Origin of the sequence: Lonsdalea britannica, from assembly GCF_946477055.1 — a bacterium.
GTDB classification, from domain to species: Bacteria; Pseudomonadota; Gammaproteobacteria; order Enterobacterales; family Enterobacteriaceae; genus Lonsdalea; species Lonsdalea britannica_A.
The window spans coordinates 1-18167 of the sequence record NZ_CAMKXG010000039.1 but is presented as its reverse complement, the minus strand read 5'-3'; the positions used below and the strand labels follow the sequence as shown (position 1 = coordinate 18167).

Genomic DNA, 18167 nt, shown 5'->3' with positions numbered 1-18167 from the left:
TTGTTCCCAGCGCACCAGATGCGCGACGACTTCCGTATCCGTTTCGGAAACGAATCGGAAACCACGCGCAGTCAGCATTTCACGCAGCGGCTCGTAGTTTTCGATAATACCGTTATGCACCACGACGATGTTTTCAGACACATGAGGGTGCGCATTCGCTTCCGACGGTTCGCCATGCGTCGCCCAACGCGTATGGGCGATCCCAGTGCCGCCGTGCAGCGGATGTTCGTCCGCCGCCTGAGCCAGCATCTGCACCTTGCCCAGACGACGCAGACGGGTCATATGCCCTTCGTTATCGACAACCGCCAGACCGGCCGAATCATAGCCCCGGTATTCCAGACGGCGTAACCCTTCCAGCAGGATTTCAGCAATATCTCGTTGCGCGACAGCGCCTACAATTCCACACATATTATGGCATTCCTATAGAGGCGACATACTGTGTCACCGATGAAGTCTTTGACCTGATTAATCCGGTTTATTCCGGGCTCCCCGAGCCTTGTAGAGTGGGGAATTATTATGTTTTGGCCTGCAAGTTCTCGCATCAGTATGAAAAGGCAGGACAAAACCGTCTTTCATCAAGACAATACCATCCCACCCCAATTCGGGCGGGATGGTCTATTTGACGATGGAACACATCCGACGCCATCGTCGCTGCAATTTACTTTTTCTTCGTCGGTCTCTTCCAGCCTGCAATATTCGTCTGCTGGACACGGCTGAGCACCAGCTCGTTCTCGCCAACGTCGCGAGTGACAGTCGTCCCCGCGCCTAGAGTCGCGCCTTTAGCGACGCGAACCGGCGCCACTAGCTGGGTATCCGAGCCCACGAACACATCATCTCCGATGATGGTCTGATGCTTGTTGGCCCCGTCATAATTACAGGTGATGGTGCCCGCGCCGATATTGACGTTCGCGCCGATATCAGCATCGCCCAAGTAGGTCAGATGGCCAGCTTTGGAGCCTTTACCCAACCGGGCTTTTTTCATTTCGACGAAGTTGCCGACGTGAGCCCCTTCGGCCAGCTCAGCGCCGGGACGCAGGCGTGCAAAAGGTCCGATAGTGCATTTCGCTTCCAGCACGGCGTCTTCTAATACCGAGTATGGACTGACTTCGCAATCATCACCAATGACGCTGTTTTTGATCACGCAGCCTGCGCCAATCGTCACGCGATGCCCCAGCGTCACGTCGCCTTCCAGTATGACATTACTGTCAATGGTGACGTCACGGCCAAACGTCACGTTGCCGCGTAGATCAAACCGCGCCGGGTCCTGCAGCATCACCCCTTCCAGAAGCAGCCTTTCCGCCTGCGCCAGCTGATAGATGCGCTCCAGACGAGACAGCTGGAGACGGTTATTGACGCCTTCCACCTCGCTGGCACACTCAGGGTGTACCGCTGCAACGCGACGTCCTTCCTGAGCCGCCATCGCAATGATATCGGTGATGTAGTATTCACCCTGCGCATTGTTATTGGTCAGTTGGCTGAGCCAGCGCTTCAGATCGCGACCGCCCGCGACCAGAATCCCCGTATTGATTTCGCTGATTTCACGCTGCGCCTCGCTGGCGTCTTTATGTTCCACAATGCCGACGACCTCGTTGTCCTGCCGAACGATGCGTCCGTAGCCCGTAGGATCGTCCACATTGACGGTCAGCAGGCCTATACCGCCGTCAGGCTTGGCCTGAACCAGACGCTTCAGCGTCGCTTCGGAAATCAGCGGAACATCGCCGTACAACATCAGGACATCTTCGTCATCGCTAAACGCTGGCGCCGCCTGCTGCATCGCATGACCTGTCCCCAATTGTTCGGCCTGCAACACCCAGTTCAGCGCTTCGCCGGATAGCGTCTTTTTGAGGCGATCGCCGCCGTGACCATAGACCAGATGAACGCGTTCGGCACCCACCTTCATGGCGGTATCAATCACGTGTTGAACCATCGGTTTACCCGCCAGCGGGTGGAGAACTTTGGGAAGATCGGAATACATGCGCGTCCCCTTGCCGGCGGCAAGAATAACGACGCTGATAGCACTGTTCGACATAGGCATCCTGACTGAAACTGATTGGTGCCCACCAAGTGGGACGAATGAAAGTTAACCCTATTATTACACCGGATTACTACATATTTTTCAGCGAAAAATCCCGCTTGGCCTCATTTTGCGAGATAACGCCGACGAAATGGCGAATTCCTTCGCGGAGGCGACCCTTTTGCAACGTTTTCAGGTGTTGCTCCCCTCAACATCGCCCGGACCACGGGTATAAAAAAAGCCAGCAGGTAAAAACCGGCCGGCTTTTTGGAGACGATATCTGTTACATCGATTTTCTGGTCAGCTCGATAACGCGCAGCTTAGCAATGGCTTTGCTCAGTTCAGCAGAGGCCTGAGCATAATCCACATCACCATGTGAACTACGGATATGCTCTTCAGCCTTCCGCTTCGCTTCCAAAGCCCGCGCTTCATCAAGATCCTGCCCACGGATGGCGGTATCAGCCAGCACGGTGACCGCATTCGGCTGTACCTCAAGGGTACCGCCGGACAGGTAGATGAATTCTTCATCACCGTGTTGCTTAACAATACGCACCATACCAGGCTTAATGGCCGTCAGCAGGGGGGCGTGACCAGGGTAAATCCCCAGCTCGCCTTCGCTACCGGTCACCTGAATTTTCTGTACCAGACCGGCGAACATTGCCTGTTCCGCGCTCACGACATCCAGATGGTAAGTCATAGCAGCCATGTCACCCTCCTATCAAGGCGTTACAGTTTCTTGGCTTTTTCCACTGCTTCGTCAATGGAACCAACCATGTAGAACGCCTGTTCCGGCAGGTGGTCGTATTCGCCGTCCATGATGCCTTTAAAGCCACGGATGGTCTCTTTCAGAGAGACGAATTTACCCGGAGAACCCGTGAACACTTCTGCCACGAAGAACGGCTGAGACAGGAAGCGCTGGATCTTACGCGCACGGGATACGACCAGTTTGTCTTCTTCAGACAGTTCGTCCATACCCAGAATCGCGATGATATCTTTCAGTTCCTGGTAACGCTGCAGAATGGACTGCACGCCACGAGCGACATCATAGTGTTCCTGACCAACCACCAGCGGATCCAGCTGACGACTGGTGGAATCCAGCGGGTCAACGGCCGGGTAGATACCCAGAGACGCGATCTGACGGCTCAGTACCACGGTTGCATCCAAGTGAGCAAAGGTGGTGGCTGGCGACGGGTCGGTCAAGTCATCCGCAGGGACGTAAACGGCCTGTACGGACGTGATGGAACCGGTTTTCGTGGAAGTGATACGTTCCTGCAGCACACCCATCTCTTCCGCCAGCGTCGGCTGGTAGCCTACTGCGGAAGGCATACGGCCCAGCAGTGCGGACACTTCGGTCCCTGCCAGCGTATAACGGTAGATGTTATCGACGAACAGCAGAACATCGCGACCTTCATCACGGAATTTCTCCGCCATGGTCAGGCCGGTCAGTGCTACGCGCAGACGGTTACCCGGCGGCTCGTTCATCTGGCCATATACCAGAGACACTTTATCCAGAACGTTGGATTCGCTCATTTCGTGGTAGAAGTCGTTACCCTCACGAGTACGTTCCCCTACACCCGCAAACACGGAATAACCCGAGTGCTCGATAGCGATGTTACGGATCAGTTCCATCATGTTGACGGTCTTACCCACACCCGCGCCGCCGAGCAGGCCGACTTTACCGCCCTTGGCGAACGGACACATCAGGTCGATAACCTTGATACCCGTTTCCAGCAGTTCCTGGGAGTTGGACAGTTCTTCGTACGCCGGCGCTTCGCGGTGGATAGCCCAACGCTCTTCTTCGCCGATATCGCCTTTCATGTCGACCGGCTCGCCCAGTACGTTCATGATACGACCCAGCGTCGCTTTACCTACCGGCACTTCAATCGGGTGACCGAGGTTAGCAACGTCCAGGCCGCGACGCAGACCGTCTGAAGTCCCCATTGCAATACAACGAACAACGCCGCCGCCCAACTGCTGCTGTACTTCCAGCACCAGTTTTTCAGCACCGTTTTCAACCTCAAGCGCATCGTACACTTTCGGTACGGCATCCTGAGGGAACTCGACGTCCACCACGGCGCCGATTACCTGGATAATCTTTCCAGTAGCCATCTTGAATCCTCTACGTAATTCGACAATACGTAATTCGTTAACCTAGCTTAAACCGCGGAGGCTCCCCCGACGATCTCGGTGAGTTCCTGAGTGATGCTGGCCTGACGAGCTTTGTTGTATACCAACTGCAGCTCTTTAATCAGATTACCGCCGTTATCGGTGGCGGCCTTCATCGCAACCATTCGCGCGGCTTGCTCGCTGGCCAGGTTCTCTACGACGCCCTGATAAACCTGAGACTCCACATAACGGCGCAACAGGGTATCCAGCAGCGACTTAGGATCGGGTTCATACAGATAATCCCAGGACTTCTTCTTCAGCGCACTGTCTTCCGCCGGGGGCAGAGGCAGCAGTTGAACAACCTGAGGCTCCTGAGACATGGTATTGATGAATTTGTTGCTCACCACATACAGCTTGTCCAGACGACCTTCGTCATAGGCCTGCAGCATGACTTTTACCGGTCCGATCAATTCAGACAGGCTGGGGGCATCGCCCATACCCGTTACCTGAGCGACAACGTTTCCGCCAACGGAATTGAAGAAAGAGACGCCTTTCGAACCTACCAGCGCCAGATCGCTTTCTACGCCCTTGTCGCCCCACTCTTTCATCTCGGCCAGAAGCTTTTTGAACAGGTTAATATTCAAGCCACCGCACAGGCCACGGTCTGTAGACACCACAAAATACCCGACGCGCTTAACTTCGCGCTCTTCCAGGTACGGATGTCTGTACTCCAAATTACCTAACGCAAGGTGACCAATCACTTTGCGAATAGTTTCAGCATAAGGACGGCTGGCCACCATACGATCCTGCGATTTACGCATTTTGGAAGCGGCGACCATCTCCATCGCTTTAGTGATCTTCTGCGTATTCTGGACGCTTCCGATCTTACTACGTATCTCTTTTGCGCCGGCCATCTTAGCTTCTCCTCAATAGCCTAGCGGTCTGCCGTGAGGCAGACCGCGGGCAATTACCAGGACTGGGTTGCTTTAAAGGTATCGAGGATAGTTTTGAATTGACCCTCGATTTCATCGTTATAAGCACCCGTCTGGTCGATCTGCTGCAGAAGTTCGCCGTGCTCACGGCTGGCATAGGCCAGCAGCGCCGCTTCGAAGCTTCCCACTTTAGACAGCTCAACGTCTTCCAGATAACCGCGTTCTGCAGAGAACAGCACCAGAGACTGCTGCGCGATGGACATCGGCGCATACTGTTTCTGTTTCAGCAGTTCAGTCACTTTCTGACCGTGGTTCAGCTGTTTACGCGTTGCATCATCCAGATCGGAAGCAAACTGAGAGAACGCCGCCAGTTCGCGATACTGTGCCAGAGCGGTACGAATACCACCGGACAGTTTCTTCATGATCTTGCTCTGAGCTGCACCACCCACACGGGATACGGAAATCCCTGGGTTAACAGCAGGACGAATACCGGCGTTGAACAGGGTGGATTCCAGGAAGATCTGACCATCGGTAATGGAAATAACGTTGGTCGGAACGAACGCGGAAACGTCACCTGCCTGAGTTTCAATGATAGGCAGCGCCGTCAGAGAACCCGTTTTGCCTTTCACTTCACCGTTGGTGAATTTTTCAACGTACTCCGAGTTAACACGCGCAGCACGTTCCAGCAGGCGGGAGTGCAGATAGAACACATCGCCCGGGAATGCTTCACGGCCCGGCGGACGGCGCAGCAGCAGAGAAATCTGACGATAAGCGACAGCCTGTTTGGACAGGTCATCGTAAATGATCAGTGAGTCTTCGCCGCGGTCACGGAAATACTCACCCATCGCACAACCGGCATAAGGCGCCAGATACTGCAGAGCGGCAGATTCGGAGGCCGTAGCCACAACCACGATGGTGTTAGCCAGCGCGCCATGCTCTTCCAGTTTGCGAACCACGTTGGAAATGGTGGAGGCTTTCTGGCCGATAGCGACGTAGATACATTTGATGCCGGAATCACGCTGGTTGATGATGGCATCAACGGCCAGCGCGGTTTTACCGGTCTGACGGTCGCCGATGATCAGCTCACGCTGACCGCGGCCGATCGGAATCATCGCATCGACGGATTTGTAACCGGTCTGAACCGGCTGGTCGACAGACTGACGTTCGATTACGCCCGGCGCAATCGCTTCAACGGCGGCGAAGCCGTCGTGCTCTATCGGACCTTTACCGTCGATAGGCGCACCCAGAGTGTTGACCACTCGGCCCAGCAGGCCGCGGCCTACCGGAACTTCCAGGATACGGCCGGTACATTTCACTTTCATGCCTTCGGCCAGGTCCGCATACGGACCCATCACCACGGCACCCACGGAGTCGCGCTCCAGGTTCAGTGCGATGGCATAACGGTTGCCGGGCAGAGAAATCATTTCCCCCTGCATGACATCGGCCAGACCGTGTACACGGATGATCCCGTCACTGACGGAAACGATAGTACCTTCGTTATGAGCTTCGCTCACAACATTGAACTGAGCAATCCGCTGCTTGATCAGTTCACTGATTTCGGTGGAATTCAGTTGCATGCTCCAGTCCCCTTAAGACTGCAAGACGTCTGCCAGACGATCCAGACGACCACGAATACTGCCGTCTATCACCATATCGCCTGCGCGAATGATCACGCCGGCCATAACAGACTTATCAATTTTGCAATTCAGCTTCACTTTACGTGACAGACGTTGTTCCATCGCAACCGCTATCTTGGATAGCTGCTGCTCGTTCAACGTCGTGGCGGAAATCACCTCGACATCAACTGTCGATTCCTGTGCCGCACGAAGTTGAACAAACTGTTCCAGTACTTCAGGAAGCACCGGTAAACGCCCGTTTTCGGCCATAACCCGAATCAGGTTTTGGCCCGCATCATCCAGTTGATCACCGCAGACCTCGATGAAGGTATTCGCCAGCGTTTGCGGCGCGACAGCGCCGGAAAGCAGTTCGGCGATCTGTTCATCTCGGCTTACTTCTGCAGCAAATGCCAGCATGTACTGCCAGTGTTCAACCGCCTGGTGTTCTGCGGCAAAGTCAAAAGCTGCTTTGGCGTAGGGGCGAGCTACCGTGACAAATTCAGACATCAGCCCCTTCCTCCTTACAGTTCAGCGACCAGTTTATCGACGATGTCGCTGTTAGCAGCTTCATCCACGGAACGTTCAATAATTCTCTCGGCACCCGCAATGGCCAGCGAGGCGACCTGCTTACGCAGCTCTTCGCGAGCGCGTTTGCGTTCAGCGTCAATCTCAGCCTGGGCCTGCGCCACAATTTTGTTGCGTTCCGTTTCTGCTTCCACTTTCGCTTCTTCCAGAATCTGAGCGCGTTGCTTATTCGCCTGCTCAATAATGACCTGAGCATCCGCTTTAGCTTTCTTCAGTTGATCGGTCGCATTGGCCTGCGCTAGGTTCAGATCGTTCTTGGCGCGTTCCGCAGAAGACAGACCGTCAGCAATTTCTTTTTGACGCTTCTCAATGGCTGCCATAATCGGCGGCCATATGTACTTCATGCAGAACAGGACAAACAGGACAAACGCAATGGCCTGGCCGAGGATTGTAGCGTTAATATTCACAGCACAATGCCTCTTCGTAAGTTAAATGGTTGATGTTCCATCACCTGACAAGCACAAGCTTGTTTAGGCGACCGCAAACATCACATACAGACCCAAACCCACAGCGATCATCGGGATTGCATCCACCAGACCCATTACGATAAAGAACTGTGTACGCAGCAGAGGAATCAGATCGGGCTGACGTGCAGCGCCTTCCAAAAATTTACCACCCAGAATGCCGATACCGATCGCAGCACCGATAGCCGCCAAACCCATCATCAACGCGGCAGCCATGTACAGCAGATCCACACTCAGGTTTTCCATGACAGTCTCCAGTTTGTTTCAGTTAAAACGTTATTGTGTTGAAAGAAAATCAATGCTCTTCAGATGCCATCGAGAGATAAACAACCGTCAGAACCATGAAAATAAAAGCCTGAAGCGTAATGATCAGGATGTGGAAAATGGCCCAGGGGACATTCAACAACCATTGAGACCACCACGGCAACAAGCCGGCAATCAGGATGAAGATCAACTCACCCGCATACATGTTGCCAAACAGTCGCAAACCCAGTGAAACCGGTTTGGACAGCAGGCTGACACCTTCAAGAATCAGGTTGACAGGAATAAAGACAGGATGATTAAACGGCTGCAATGTCAGCTCTTTGACAAAGCCGCCCACGCCTTTCATTTTGATGCTGTAGAACAGAATCAGAATGAAAACGCCTAACGCCATCGACAGCGTAATGTTCACGTCGGCAGAAGGTACCACGCGCAAATAAGCATGAGCAGGATCGTGCCCGGCGGCGCTATAAATCTTCGCCCAAATTTGCGGCAGCAAATCGATCGGCAGCAGGTCCATAAAGTTCATCAGGAAAACCCAGACGAAAATGGTCAGCGCCAAAGGAGCAATCAACTTGCTCTTGCCGTGATACATATCACGCACGCTGCTATCAACGAAACCTACGACCAGCTCAACTGCGGTCTGCAGCTTGCCAGGCACGCCACTGGTTGCGTTTTTAGCGACTGAACGAAAGATAACCAGAAAGAGTATGCCAAGAGCGACTGAGAAAAACATCGAATCGATGTTGATCGCCCAGAAGCCCGAACCCACCTGTAAATGCGTCAGATGATGGCCGATATACTCTTGCGGAGTAGAGATTTCTCCTGAAGCAGACATGATGTCTCTTACCCTTTTTGTTGTTAACTACGGTAACGGTTAATGACAGCGGGTGCCACGATCTGGATAACCAACACCGACAAGTATGTCAGGCCAAGCGGAAGGAATGCCGCATGAAACCCGCCTAACGCCACCACCAACAATGCAATGGTGAAGAGCATTTTCAGCGCCTCGCCCACAGCAAATGACCAGGCAATGCGTCCTGCTGATGGTGTCTGCACGTTCCGCCGTAAGGCAAACAGCATAAACACCATATTCGGCAACCAGGCTGCCAATCCCCCGCCTAATGCGGAAACCGCGGCCTTCTGGCTGACCGTGGCGAAAATAGCGCTCAACGCCAACATCACCACGCATTGTATCAGCAACGAATGCAGCGCGACTTTCCCATTGTAAAGGGGTACAGACATGACGCTTGCTCTCCCCGTACCTTTTCTCAGAGGTATGCTGAATAAAGTCGTATAAAACTGCCTTTAGAGCATCGAGTCAAGCAGCAAAAAACGAGCAAATTATACGTTTCAGCCAAGCGAATTCAATCAATAAGTAGCCAAAAGGTGAACGATTATTTAAATTTATTTCAGAAGCCTTATTTTTACTAACTATGCTGTTAACACGACTTTAATAAAACCAGCACTAAATCGGCTACATTGTGTGATATTACTCACATAAAACGAGTCACAGGGTTTTATAAACGATCGGCTTTTTTTTTGTCTTTAGCAAAAATAGCTATTTTTATTTATTTAATTTCAAATAGTTAAAAACCAACACTCAGCAAACATAACAAAACCACAGCGAAAACCCGTTATTGACATTCCGGATAATTTTATCTCACATCATTAACACATATCCGTCACGTAAAACGGCAACGAAACTGTCAGGCTGTTTAAAAAAACCACACCCCGCATTCCCGTCAAAATGCATTAAAGACACCGCTGTGTAACATCACATTAAATATTACTGAGGCCGCTAATTTATCACGCGCACGCCCCTGACTATCGGGTGAAAAGTGCAATTAGTTCGTGCTTATTTGATAAAAAACAACATTAAAGCTGACGCAGAATGACCAAATGACGCTCCCCTTCCTGCTCGGGAACGGTCAATTTGACGATCGACTCGGCGGAAATCCCCTCCGGCAAGGCATGCAGCTCTTCGTCGGGAAGCACGCCTTTAAGGGCGTAGAAACGGCCCTGAGGCCGCGCGGGAAGATGGTGGCACCATTCGAGCATATCCTGCAGAGAAGCGAACGCGCGGCTGATGACGCCGTCAAACGCAGGCTCCGCGGGGAAGTCCTCTACGCGGCTCTGTACCGGTTCGATATTTTCCAACTGCAGCTCATGTTGCACCTGACGCAGAAAACGTACACGCTTGCCCAGGCTGTCTAACAGGACGAAATGAGCGTCAGGACGGATGATGGCCAACGGAACGCCGGGCAGACCCGGACCCGTGCCGACATCGATAAAGCGCTGTCCTTCCAGATGCGGCTCCACCACCAGGCTATCCATGATGTGGCGCACCAGCATTTGGTCGGGGTCGCGCACCGAAGTCAGATTGTAGGCCTTGTTCCACTTGTTCAGCAGTTCAACGTACTGAATCAGCTGTGTTTTCTGGCGATCGGTCAACGTTATGCCAGCGCTGTCCAGCAGGTGGTTTAGTTTCGTAAGCACGCAAAATCCTGATTTTTCGTTCTGTTAGCTTGATAGACATGATGCAGCGCGGCGTTAGGCCGCGCTCTTTTAGGCGCTGCGGCGCAACATCCCTTGTTTCTTCAACCACACCAGCAAAATGGAAATGGCGGCAGGCGTAACGCCGGAGATACGGGATGCCTGACCGATCGAGCCGGGCTTGTGATCGTTGAGTTTGGCGACCACTTCGTTTGACAGTCCGCTGACCTGACGATAATCCAGCTCAGCGGGCAGCAAGGTATTTTCATTACGCTGCTGTTTTTCGATCTCTTCCAGCTGACGGGCGATATAGCCTTCGTATTTGACCTGAATCTCGACCTGCTCCGCCGCTTTGGTATCGGTCAGCGCCGGTGCGAACATCGGCAGCTGCGTCAGCAGCGCATAGTCAATTTCAGGGCGACGCAGCAAATCTTCACCGTTGGCTTCGCGAGACAACGGCGCTTTCAGCAGCGTGTTGATCTCGGCGACCTGCTCAGAATGCGGGTGAACGAACACATCACGCAGGCGCTGACGCTCTTTTTCGATGCTTTCCAGCTTCTCGTTGAAGTGCGCCCAGCGAACGTCATCGACCATGCCCAGTTCTCGGCCTTGTTCGGTCAGACGCAGGTCCGCGTTGTCTTCACGCAGCATCAGACGATATTCCGCTCGCGAGGTGAACATGCGGTACGGTTCTTTGGTCCCCAGCGTACAGAGATCGTCCACCAGCACGCCGATATAAGCCTGATCGCGACGGGGAGTCCATCCGTCCTGTTCGAAGGCCAGTCGTGCGGCATTGAGTCCCGCCAGCATGCCCTGAGCCGCCGCTTCTTCGTAACCGGTGGTGCCGTTGATCTGGCCGGCAAAGAACAGGCCGTGGATAAATTTGTTTTCCAGCGTCGGTTTGAGATCGCGCGGATCGAAAAAGTCATATTCGATCGCGTAGCCAGGACGAACAATGCGTGCATTTTCCATCCCGTCCATAGAGCGAACAATTTGCCATTGCACGTCGAACGGCAGGCTGGTCGAGATACCGTTCGGGTATATCTCGTTGCTGGTCAGCCCTTCCGGCTCCAGGAAAATCTGATGAGCATTGCGGTCGGCGAAGCGCATGACTTTGTCTTCGATAGACGGGCAGTAGCGAGGACCGATGCCTTCGATAACGCCTGCGTACATCGGGCTGCGATCCAGATTATTGCGGATCACTTCATGCGTACGTTCGTTGGTATGCGTGATGTAGCACGGCATCTGCGCTGGATGCTGACTGGCGCTTCCCATGAAGGAGAACACCGGCATCGGGTTGTCGCCATGCTGCTGGCCCAGAACGCTGAAGTCGATAGTGCGTGCGTCGATACGCGGCGGTGTCCCTGTTTTCAGGCGGCCGACGCGCAGCGGCAGTTCCCGCAGACGTTTAGCGAGCGGAATGGACGGCGGATCGCCAGCACGGCCACCGCTGTAGTTATCCATCCCGATATGAATTTTGCCGTCCAGGAAAGTCCCGACGGTCAGAACAACGGATTTAGCGCGGAATTTCAGTCCCATCTGGGTGACGACACCCACCACGCGATCGTTTTCCACTATCAGATCGTCGACAGCCTGCTGGAAGATCGTCAGGTTCTCCTGATTCTCCAGTGCCGTTCTCACCGCCTGTCGATACAGCACGCGGTCTGCCTGAGCACGGGTAGCGCGCACCGCAGGCCCTTTACTGATGTTTAGTATCCTAAACTGAATACCCGCCTGGTCGATAGCGCTGGCCATTAGGCCGCCCATGGCGTCGATCTCTTTGACCAGATGTCCTTTTCCGATCCCGCCAATCGCTGGGTTGCACGACATTTGTCCTAACGTATCAATGTTATGCGTCAGTAAAAGGGTTTGACGTCCCATTCGAGCAGAAGCCATCGCGGCTTCTGTGCCGGCGTGACCTCCGCCGATCACGATGACGTCAAAAGGATCTGGATAAAACATGGTACTGCACCTCGCGTGGTTGCGAACGATCGTTACGGCCCTGGGGTGGGGGATTCTACTCAAGTTTGTGCGAACGACCAAGCGTGGTTGATCGTCAGGTAATTAAAGAAAGATCTTTTTATTTAAAGATCTCTTTATTAGATCTCTTATTAGGATCGACGTTATCTGTGGATAACCCAAAATTCGTCAGAATGATCAACCCTTTAATCGGGATCATTAGCTGTGAAAGATCGGTGATCCCACACCGTATAAGCTGGGATCTGAATGGGGGGTTATGCACAGCTCAGAAAACGACCGGGAGTTGTTATTGGGATAACTACCGGTTTTACCCCTGTTATAACGTGTTTTATCCACAGATAAAGGGGTAAAAAAAGGCATTATCTGAGTAAATTAATCCACGATCCCAGCCATTCTTCCGCCGGATCCTCCGGTATTTCGTGTTCGGTGATGTCGATCTTGAGGATTTCGCCGATCTTTTTAGCGCCACGATCCTGCAAAACGCGATCAACCGTCAGGATCGCGCCACAGTATGTGTCGTACTCTTTACTGCCGATCCCGATCGCGCCAAAACGGATCTCCGATAAGTCAGGCTTGTTCGCCTCTATTTCTTCAAACAACGTTTTCAGGTTGTCAGGCAAGTCGCCAGCGCCATGCGTAGAGGTGATTACCAGCCATAACCCTTCTGTCGGAACTTCGCTGAGTTCGGGGCCATGCAACAGCGTGGTGGAAAAGTCGGCCTGTTGCAGCAGGGTTTCCAGATGCTCTGCGACGTACTCCGCGCTGCCAAGCGTGCTACCGCTAATAAGAGTGATATGGGTCATACACGATCCCGTCGGATGAAAAGACGGGCCATTGTACGCTGTGATTTTGGTGGGATCTACCTGTGGATAATAGGGGGATAGGAAAAAAGGCTTAGGGCGCGATGGTCCGCATGATGGGGTTTTGCAGGGAGATCAGGGTCTCTGTGGACTGGATTTCATCAATCGTCTGGATCTTGTTGATAAGTACATCCTGCAGGGCGTCGATTGAGCGGCACATCACCTTGATGAACACGCTGTAATGCCCGGTGGTGTAATACGCTTCCACCACTTCTTCCAGGTTATTCAGCTTTTCGAGCGCGGAGGGGTAATCTTTGGCGCTCTTCAGAATAATGCCGATAAAGCAGCATACATCGTAGCCTAGCTGCTTGGGATTCACGTCCAGACGTGTGCCGACGATGATGCCCGCCTGCTTCATTTTTTCTACCCGGACATGGATGGTGCCGGGGCTGACCGCGAACTGCTTGGCAAGCTCCGCATAGGGCGTACGCGCATTTTCCATCAGCGCGCCGAGGATACTGCGGTCGAGTTCGTCCATTGAATAGGTGTCGGCCATAACACGTCTCTATTGTTGTCTGTTTCTGCGTTTTACTGCGAATGGCGGGTTGAAGCAACGTCTATCACGGCAATGCCGGAAAAAAGCCGAACGGTCGTTCAGCTTTTCGAGTGATGGAGGCGTCGTTGCAAACGGCTTTTCAGACCGGTGTTGAAGCGCCAGATATGGTCAAAAATCGTTAAGATGCCCGGTTTCCCGTGATCGGACATCGCCACCGCATGAAAACGATGATGATACTGACGCTGACGCCGCCGAACTTCCGCGATCAGCGGGTCGGGAAGGCGCTGGGCGATAAAGTCCGAGATCATGACGGCGTCCGCATCCTGCCATTGCTGACTGGCCATGATATCCAGCAGGGCGGCGACGCAGTCCGCCATATCCGTGCCGCCGCGAAATGACTGATTAAGGAAACGAATCGCTTCATCCAGACCGGTGGCTGAGGTCAGCTCGTAGCTGACGACGCCTGTCGAGAACAACATGATGTAGCAGCGGCGATTGTCTTCCAGCGCGATACGCATCAACGCCAGACAGAATGCCTTGGCGCAGCGTTCAGTGAAGCCGCCCATCGAGCCTGAAGTATCCACACAGACAATGAACGGCCCGCGCGGCTGCTGCTCCTGATTTTGATGAACGACCGGTCGCTCCTGAATCTTTTCGCGCCAGCCTTCGCCCTGTAGGCGGTATGTGAGGAGGCGATGTTCCGCCAGCCGGCGATAGAATTCGTACTCCAGTTCGTCAACGCCCAGCGTCGACAGCTCCGTCGGGATCAGCCGTAAAATGTCGTCGCTCTGGTGGATGCCGCTGACCTGTTCCGGCGTCAGGGAGGGTTCGCGAATCATCACCTTGAAGGCTTCAAGCGGCGTCGTCTGGCTGAGTACCGTTTTTGTTTCATTACTGCGGCCCAGGCGTTCGGCCAATTGCTGAAGTTCGGGCTGTTGCTGCAAGAAGGCGCTGGTGGCGAGCAGCGGTTGCAGATCCGGGGTCAGACGCTTTCCGGCGCTAAGATCCCAGAGCCGACCCGCTGCGGTATCGTTTTCCGCCAATACCGGAATCAGTGATTCGGTGACGGTGAGACGCTGTTGCAGCTCCTCGAACAACGTATCCCGTTCTTGCTCGACGATCCGATGATGCAGTTCGAGCGTCTGCTGCGTCAGGCTGGCGCGCCAGCGCTGAATAAACAGCGCGTGTAATCCCGCGCTCATCTCGCGGTCAGAGGCATCCGGCGAGTGGCGTAGTTTGTCCGCCTGAACCAGAAACGGCGAATTGACCTCTTTCAGCAGCGCCATCAGCTCCGGCATCCGTGATGGCAGCGTCAGACGGCTGGTGGCCAGCGCCTGTTGGTAGCCCGCCACTTCCTTTTCGAGTTCTTCCGGCGCCGCCGTCGTATGGAGCCGCTGTTGCAACAGTGTTTTCCACTTGGGGAGATCGTTCATGACGGCGGACTTCAGCCGCGGATGCTTTTCGAAGAACATCGCCAGCTGCGGCGTAGACAGCAGCGTGACAAGCATATCGTCCAGGAGATGGTTTTCATCGATAGAAAGCAGGAGCTCCAGCGATTCCAGCGTCAGCATTGGGGGGTTACTCCTGTCGAGACTGTTCTATCTGTTCATCGACCAGCCGCAGGCTTTCTTCAATCCTCGCGAACCACTCTTTCGGGACGAACAGACAAGGCTGATGCTGTGAGAAGCGGCGTTGCTGTTCCTTGAGCTGCAGTTTTAATGTGTCGTATTGCTGCACCAGAGACTCGGGCAGCTTGATGTTGCTTTTGTCCGGTAGCGAAAGCGTTGTGCTCTGCAGGCTAATGTCATGGACTATCAGATGCTGAGCGTCATCGACTTTCATATCGATACGTTGTCCGAATCCGAGGCCGTTCAGTTTCGCGCGGATTTCTCCCCCGGCATTCAGCCAGTGCGACAACGCCTTGGTGTCGAAGACCAGATGGGTGACCGTACGATCGTTCAGCACCAGCGGGGTTTGCAGCACCAGCGTCAGTTGCTCGTCGGCGAGGGTGTCAGGCAGCGTGTAGTGCGGTTTACGGGCGAAGAAATTACCCTGTTTTTCCACCCGAAAGGCCTGCAGCTCACTCTGCTGCTGTTCGTACTGTTGCCGTTCCAGATTAAGCTGCTGGAGCCGGAAAAGCAGCGTCTGCTGCTGGTAGGCGTGCTCGGTCATCAACTGGTTCATCAGCTGCTTCACCAGATCGAACGAGGTGTTGTCATGCCACAGGCAATCTTTGAGCAGGATGATATCCACCGGCGTAATGTTGTCCCGCCCGCTGAAGAAGGCGCAGGCCTGAAGCAACCGAATGGCTTTTTTCCACCGGCGATCGGAGACATAAGGCGCATTTTCCTGCGAGTCGAGTAGCTGGCGCAGTTGGAAAATCAAATCGAAACAGGCATCCGGCAACGTTATCTGGTTAATGAGCGACTGCCACTGCACATACTCTTCGCCGCTGACGCTCAGGGCTTCGCTGACCGGATTATCGCGTTCCCCGCCGCTGGTGGTCAGCATGGCCCGGAAATTCTGTTTATCTTGCACGCGGCCGAGCCACAGGCGGATCAACATACGGTCGTACAGCGCTTCCAGACTGCTGTCGGATTCCGGCAGTTCGTTGGAGGCGGTGACCAGCAGGCGCATGGGTATGGGTTCTTCACTGTCGCCGTTGCGGAAGCGTCGTTCGTTAATGGCCGTCAGCAGGGTATTCAGGATCGCCGGGCCCGCCTTCCAGATTTCATCCAGAAAAACGATTTCCGCTTCCGGCAGATAGCCGGAGGTCAGACGTTGGTAGCGTCCTTCATCTTTCAGCGCCTGAATCGACAGTGGTCCGAAGACCTCTTCCGGCGTGGAAAAACGCGTCATCAGATATTCGAAAGCCCGGGAGTCTCTGAACGCATATTTCAGACGGCGGGCGATCAGGCTTTTCGCGATCCCTGGTGGTCCCAGTAAAAAGACGCTTTCTCCGCTCAGCGCGGCCAGCAGGCATAAGCGTATGGCATGTTGTCTTTCGTACAGGCCGTGTTCGAGGGCTTGGCTCAGGCGGGCGATTCGGTCAGCCAGCGCGGTGGGTTGTATCATTATTTATCCATCATTGCCGTCAATCACTGTTTGAGATTAGCAGTCTGGCTGAAGAATTATTAGCTGATTATGGGCATTGTTAGCGGCGTTAATCAATAATTGTCCTATAGATGAAACAGGAAGACGGGTTTTAAAAATGGGCTTTTAGCGTGATTTGTGCATACTGAGCGTTTTTGGGGCTACTCAATGTTTGGGTGGTTCAATGTGTTAATGGACTATAGAAGATAGGGTTTATGAATTCAGAACATAAACGTCCATTGCCAGCGATTACGCTGGCAGCTATAGGGGTGGTATACGGCGATATCGGTACTAGTCCTCTCTATACGCTTAGGGAATGTTTGTCCGGGCAGTTTGGTTTCGGCGTGGGGTCGGATTCTGTATACGGTTTTCTGTCGCTGATTTTCTGGCTGTTGGTCTTAGTCGTTTCACTGAAATACCTGAGTTACGTCATGCGGGCCGATAACGCCGGGGAAGGGGGCATACTGACATTGATGTCTCTGGCCGGACGCAACACCTCGGACCGGGTCACGGCGATAGTCGTTATTATGGGGTTGATCGGCGGCAGCTTTTTTTACGGCGAAGTCGTCATAACACCGGCTATCTCAGTGATGTCGGCGATAGAGGGGTTGGATATCGTCGCGCCCTCGTTGGAATCTTATATCGTCCCCGTCTCCATCGCTGTACTGACGCTTTTGTTCATGATCCAAAAACACGGCACTGGACGCGTTGGGAGTCTGTTCGCGCCGGTGATGCTGGTCTGGTTCCTGACGCTCGGCATTCTCGGCGCGCGCAGCGTGATCGACCACCCGCAGGTCTTGCAGGCGCTGAACCCGATGTGGGCCGTGAATTTCTTCATCAAATATAAGATGGTGTCCTTCTTCGCGCTGGGCGCGGTGGTGCTGGCCATTACCGGGGTTGAAGCCCTGTATGCCGACATGGGTCACTTCGGCAAATTGCCTATCCGCATCGCCTGGTTCCTGGTGGTGCTGCCGTCGTTGATACTCAACTACTTCGGTCAGGGCGCGCTGCTGCTGAAAGATCCCGAAGCGATTAAAAACCCCTTCTTCCTGCTGGCGCCTGACTGGGCGCTGATCCCGCTGCTGGTGTTGGCCGCCTTCGCGACAATCATCGCTTCGCAGGCGGTGATCTCCGGCGTTTTCTCACTCACTCGTCAGGCGGTGCGTCTCGGTTATTTGCCGCCGATGAAGATTGTGCACACCTCCGATATGGAGTCCGGGCAAATCTATATTCCGGTGATCAACTGGCTGCTGTATGTGGCGGT

Annotated in this window: 18 protein-coding genes; 1 reads left to right on the top strand and 17 read right to left on the bottom strand. The window is 53.9% G+C overall.

What is annotated here, in order from left to right; genetic code table 11:
* The 17 genes from Q7O77_RS04750 to ravA all read right to left on the bottom strand — a co-directional run.
* Positions 1-408 (bottom strand): class II glutamine amidotransferase (locus Q7O77_RS04750; RefSeq protein WP_304163856.1); only part of this gene is annotated, 408 nt, incomplete at its 3' end.
* 250 nt (positions 409-658) lie between these two features.
* Positions 659-2029 (bottom strand): bifunctional UDP-N-acetylglucosamine diphosphorylase/glucosamine-1-phosphate N-acetyltransferase GlmU, encoded by a 1371-nt coding sequence (gene glmU / locus Q7O77_RS04745; RefSeq protein WP_304163854.1) that lies wholly within the window; start codon positions 2027-2029, stop codon positions 659-661.
* A gap of 268 nt (positions 2030-2297) precedes the next feature.
* Positions 2298-2711, bottom strand: a complete 414-nt coding sequence (locus Q7O77_RS04740; protein WP_026738603.1) for a F0F1 ATP synthase subunit epsilon — start codon at positions 2709-2711, stop codon at positions 2298-2300.
* Between the two features lie 29 nt (positions 2712-2740).
* On the bottom strand, positions 2741-4123 hold the full coding sequence (gene atpD / locus Q7O77_RS04735; protein ID WP_085650613.1) for a F0F1 ATP synthase subunit beta: 1383 nt from the start codon (positions 4121-4123) through the stop codon (positions 2741-2743).
* A 47-nt stretch (positions 4124-4170) separates the two neighbouring features.
* Positions 4171-5034, bottom strand: a complete 864-nt coding sequence (gene atpG / locus Q7O77_RS04730; protein ID WP_304163851.1) for a F0F1 ATP synthase subunit gamma — start codon at positions 5032-5034, stop codon at positions 4171-4173.
* Positions 5035-5087: 53 nt separating this feature from the next.
* On the bottom strand, positions 5088-6629 hold the full coding sequence (atpA, locus tag Q7O77_RS04725) for a F0F1 ATP synthase subunit alpha (protein WP_304163849.1): 1542 nt from the start codon (positions 6627-6629) through the stop codon (positions 5088-5090).
* A 12-nt stretch (positions 6630-6641) separates the two neighbouring features.
* Entirely contained in the window at positions 6642-7175 is a 534-nt protein-coding gene (gene atpH, locus Q7O77_RS04720) for a F0F1 ATP synthase subunit delta (protein WP_304163847.1), read from the bottom strand.
* A gap of 14 nt (positions 7176-7189) precedes the next feature.
* Positions 7190-7660, bottom strand: coding sequence for a F0F1 ATP synthase subunit B (gene atpF, locus Q7O77_RS04715; RefSeq protein ID WP_026738608.1), 471 nt, complete (start codon positions 7658-7660; stop codon positions 7190-7192).
* 63 nt (positions 7661-7723) lie between these two features.
* Complete coding sequence (atpE, locus tag Q7O77_RS04710; protein ID WP_005976545.1) at positions 7724-7963, bottom strand: F0F1 ATP synthase subunit C; 240 nt, start codon at positions 7961-7963, stop codon at positions 7724-7726.
* Between the two features lie 49 nt (positions 7964-8012).
* Positions 8013-8816: a F0F1 ATP synthase subunit A gene (gene atpB, locus Q7O77_RS04705; protein ID WP_085650609.1), complete on the bottom strand. Its 804-nt coding sequence runs from the start codon at positions 8814-8816 to the stop codon at positions 8013-8015.
* 23 nt (positions 8817-8839) lie between these two features.
* Entirely contained in the window at positions 8840-9223 is a 384-nt protein-coding gene (gene atpI / locus Q7O77_RS04700) for a F0F1 ATP synthase subunit I (RefSeq protein ID WP_085650608.1), read from the bottom strand.
* Positions 9224-9856: 633 nt separating this feature from the next.
* Entirely contained in the window at positions 9857-10477 is a 621-nt protein-coding gene (rsmG, locus tag Q7O77_RS04695) for a 16S rRNA (guanine(527)-N(7))-methyltransferase RsmG (protein ID WP_304163838.1), read from the bottom strand.
* A 69-nt stretch (positions 10478-10546) separates the two neighbouring features.
* Entirely contained in the window at positions 10547-12436 is a 1890-nt protein-coding gene (mnmG, locus tag Q7O77_RS04690; RefSeq protein ID WP_304163837.1) for a tRNA uridine-5-carboxymethylaminomethyl(34) synthesis enzyme MnmG, read from the bottom strand.
* Positions 12437-12813: 377 nt separating this feature from the next.
* A complete protein-coding gene (mioC, locus tag Q7O77_RS04685; protein ID WP_304163836.1) occupies positions 12814-13257 on the bottom strand; it encodes an FMN-binding protein MioC in 444 nt (147 codons plus the stop codon).
* Between the two features lie 91 nt (positions 13258-13348).
* A complete protein-coding gene (gene asnC, locus Q7O77_RS04680; protein ID WP_026738614.1) occupies positions 13349-13810 on the bottom strand; it encodes a transcriptional regulator AsnC in 462 nt (153 codons plus the stop codon).
* A 98-nt stretch (positions 13811-13908) separates the two neighbouring features.
* The gene (gene viaA, locus Q7O77_RS04675) at positions 13909-15381 is read right to left on the bottom strand and encodes an ATPase RavA stimulator ViaA (RefSeq protein WP_304163835.1); all 1473 of its coding nucleotides are present in this window, start codon (positions 15379-15381) and stop codon (positions 13909-13911) included.
* A 7-nt stretch (positions 15382-15388) separates the two neighbouring features.
* Entirely contained in the window at positions 15389-16885 is a 1497-nt protein-coding gene (gene ravA / locus Q7O77_RS04670; protein WP_304163834.1) for an ATPase RavA, read from the bottom strand.
* Between the two features lie 233 nt (positions 16886-17118).
* Here ravA and Q7O77_RS04665 point away from each other — a divergent pair.
* Positions 17119-18167, top strand: a 1049-nt coding sequence (locus tag Q7O77_RS04665) for a KUP/HAK/KT family potassium transporter (RefSeq protein WP_304163833.1), incomplete at its 3' end; no start/stop codon positions are given.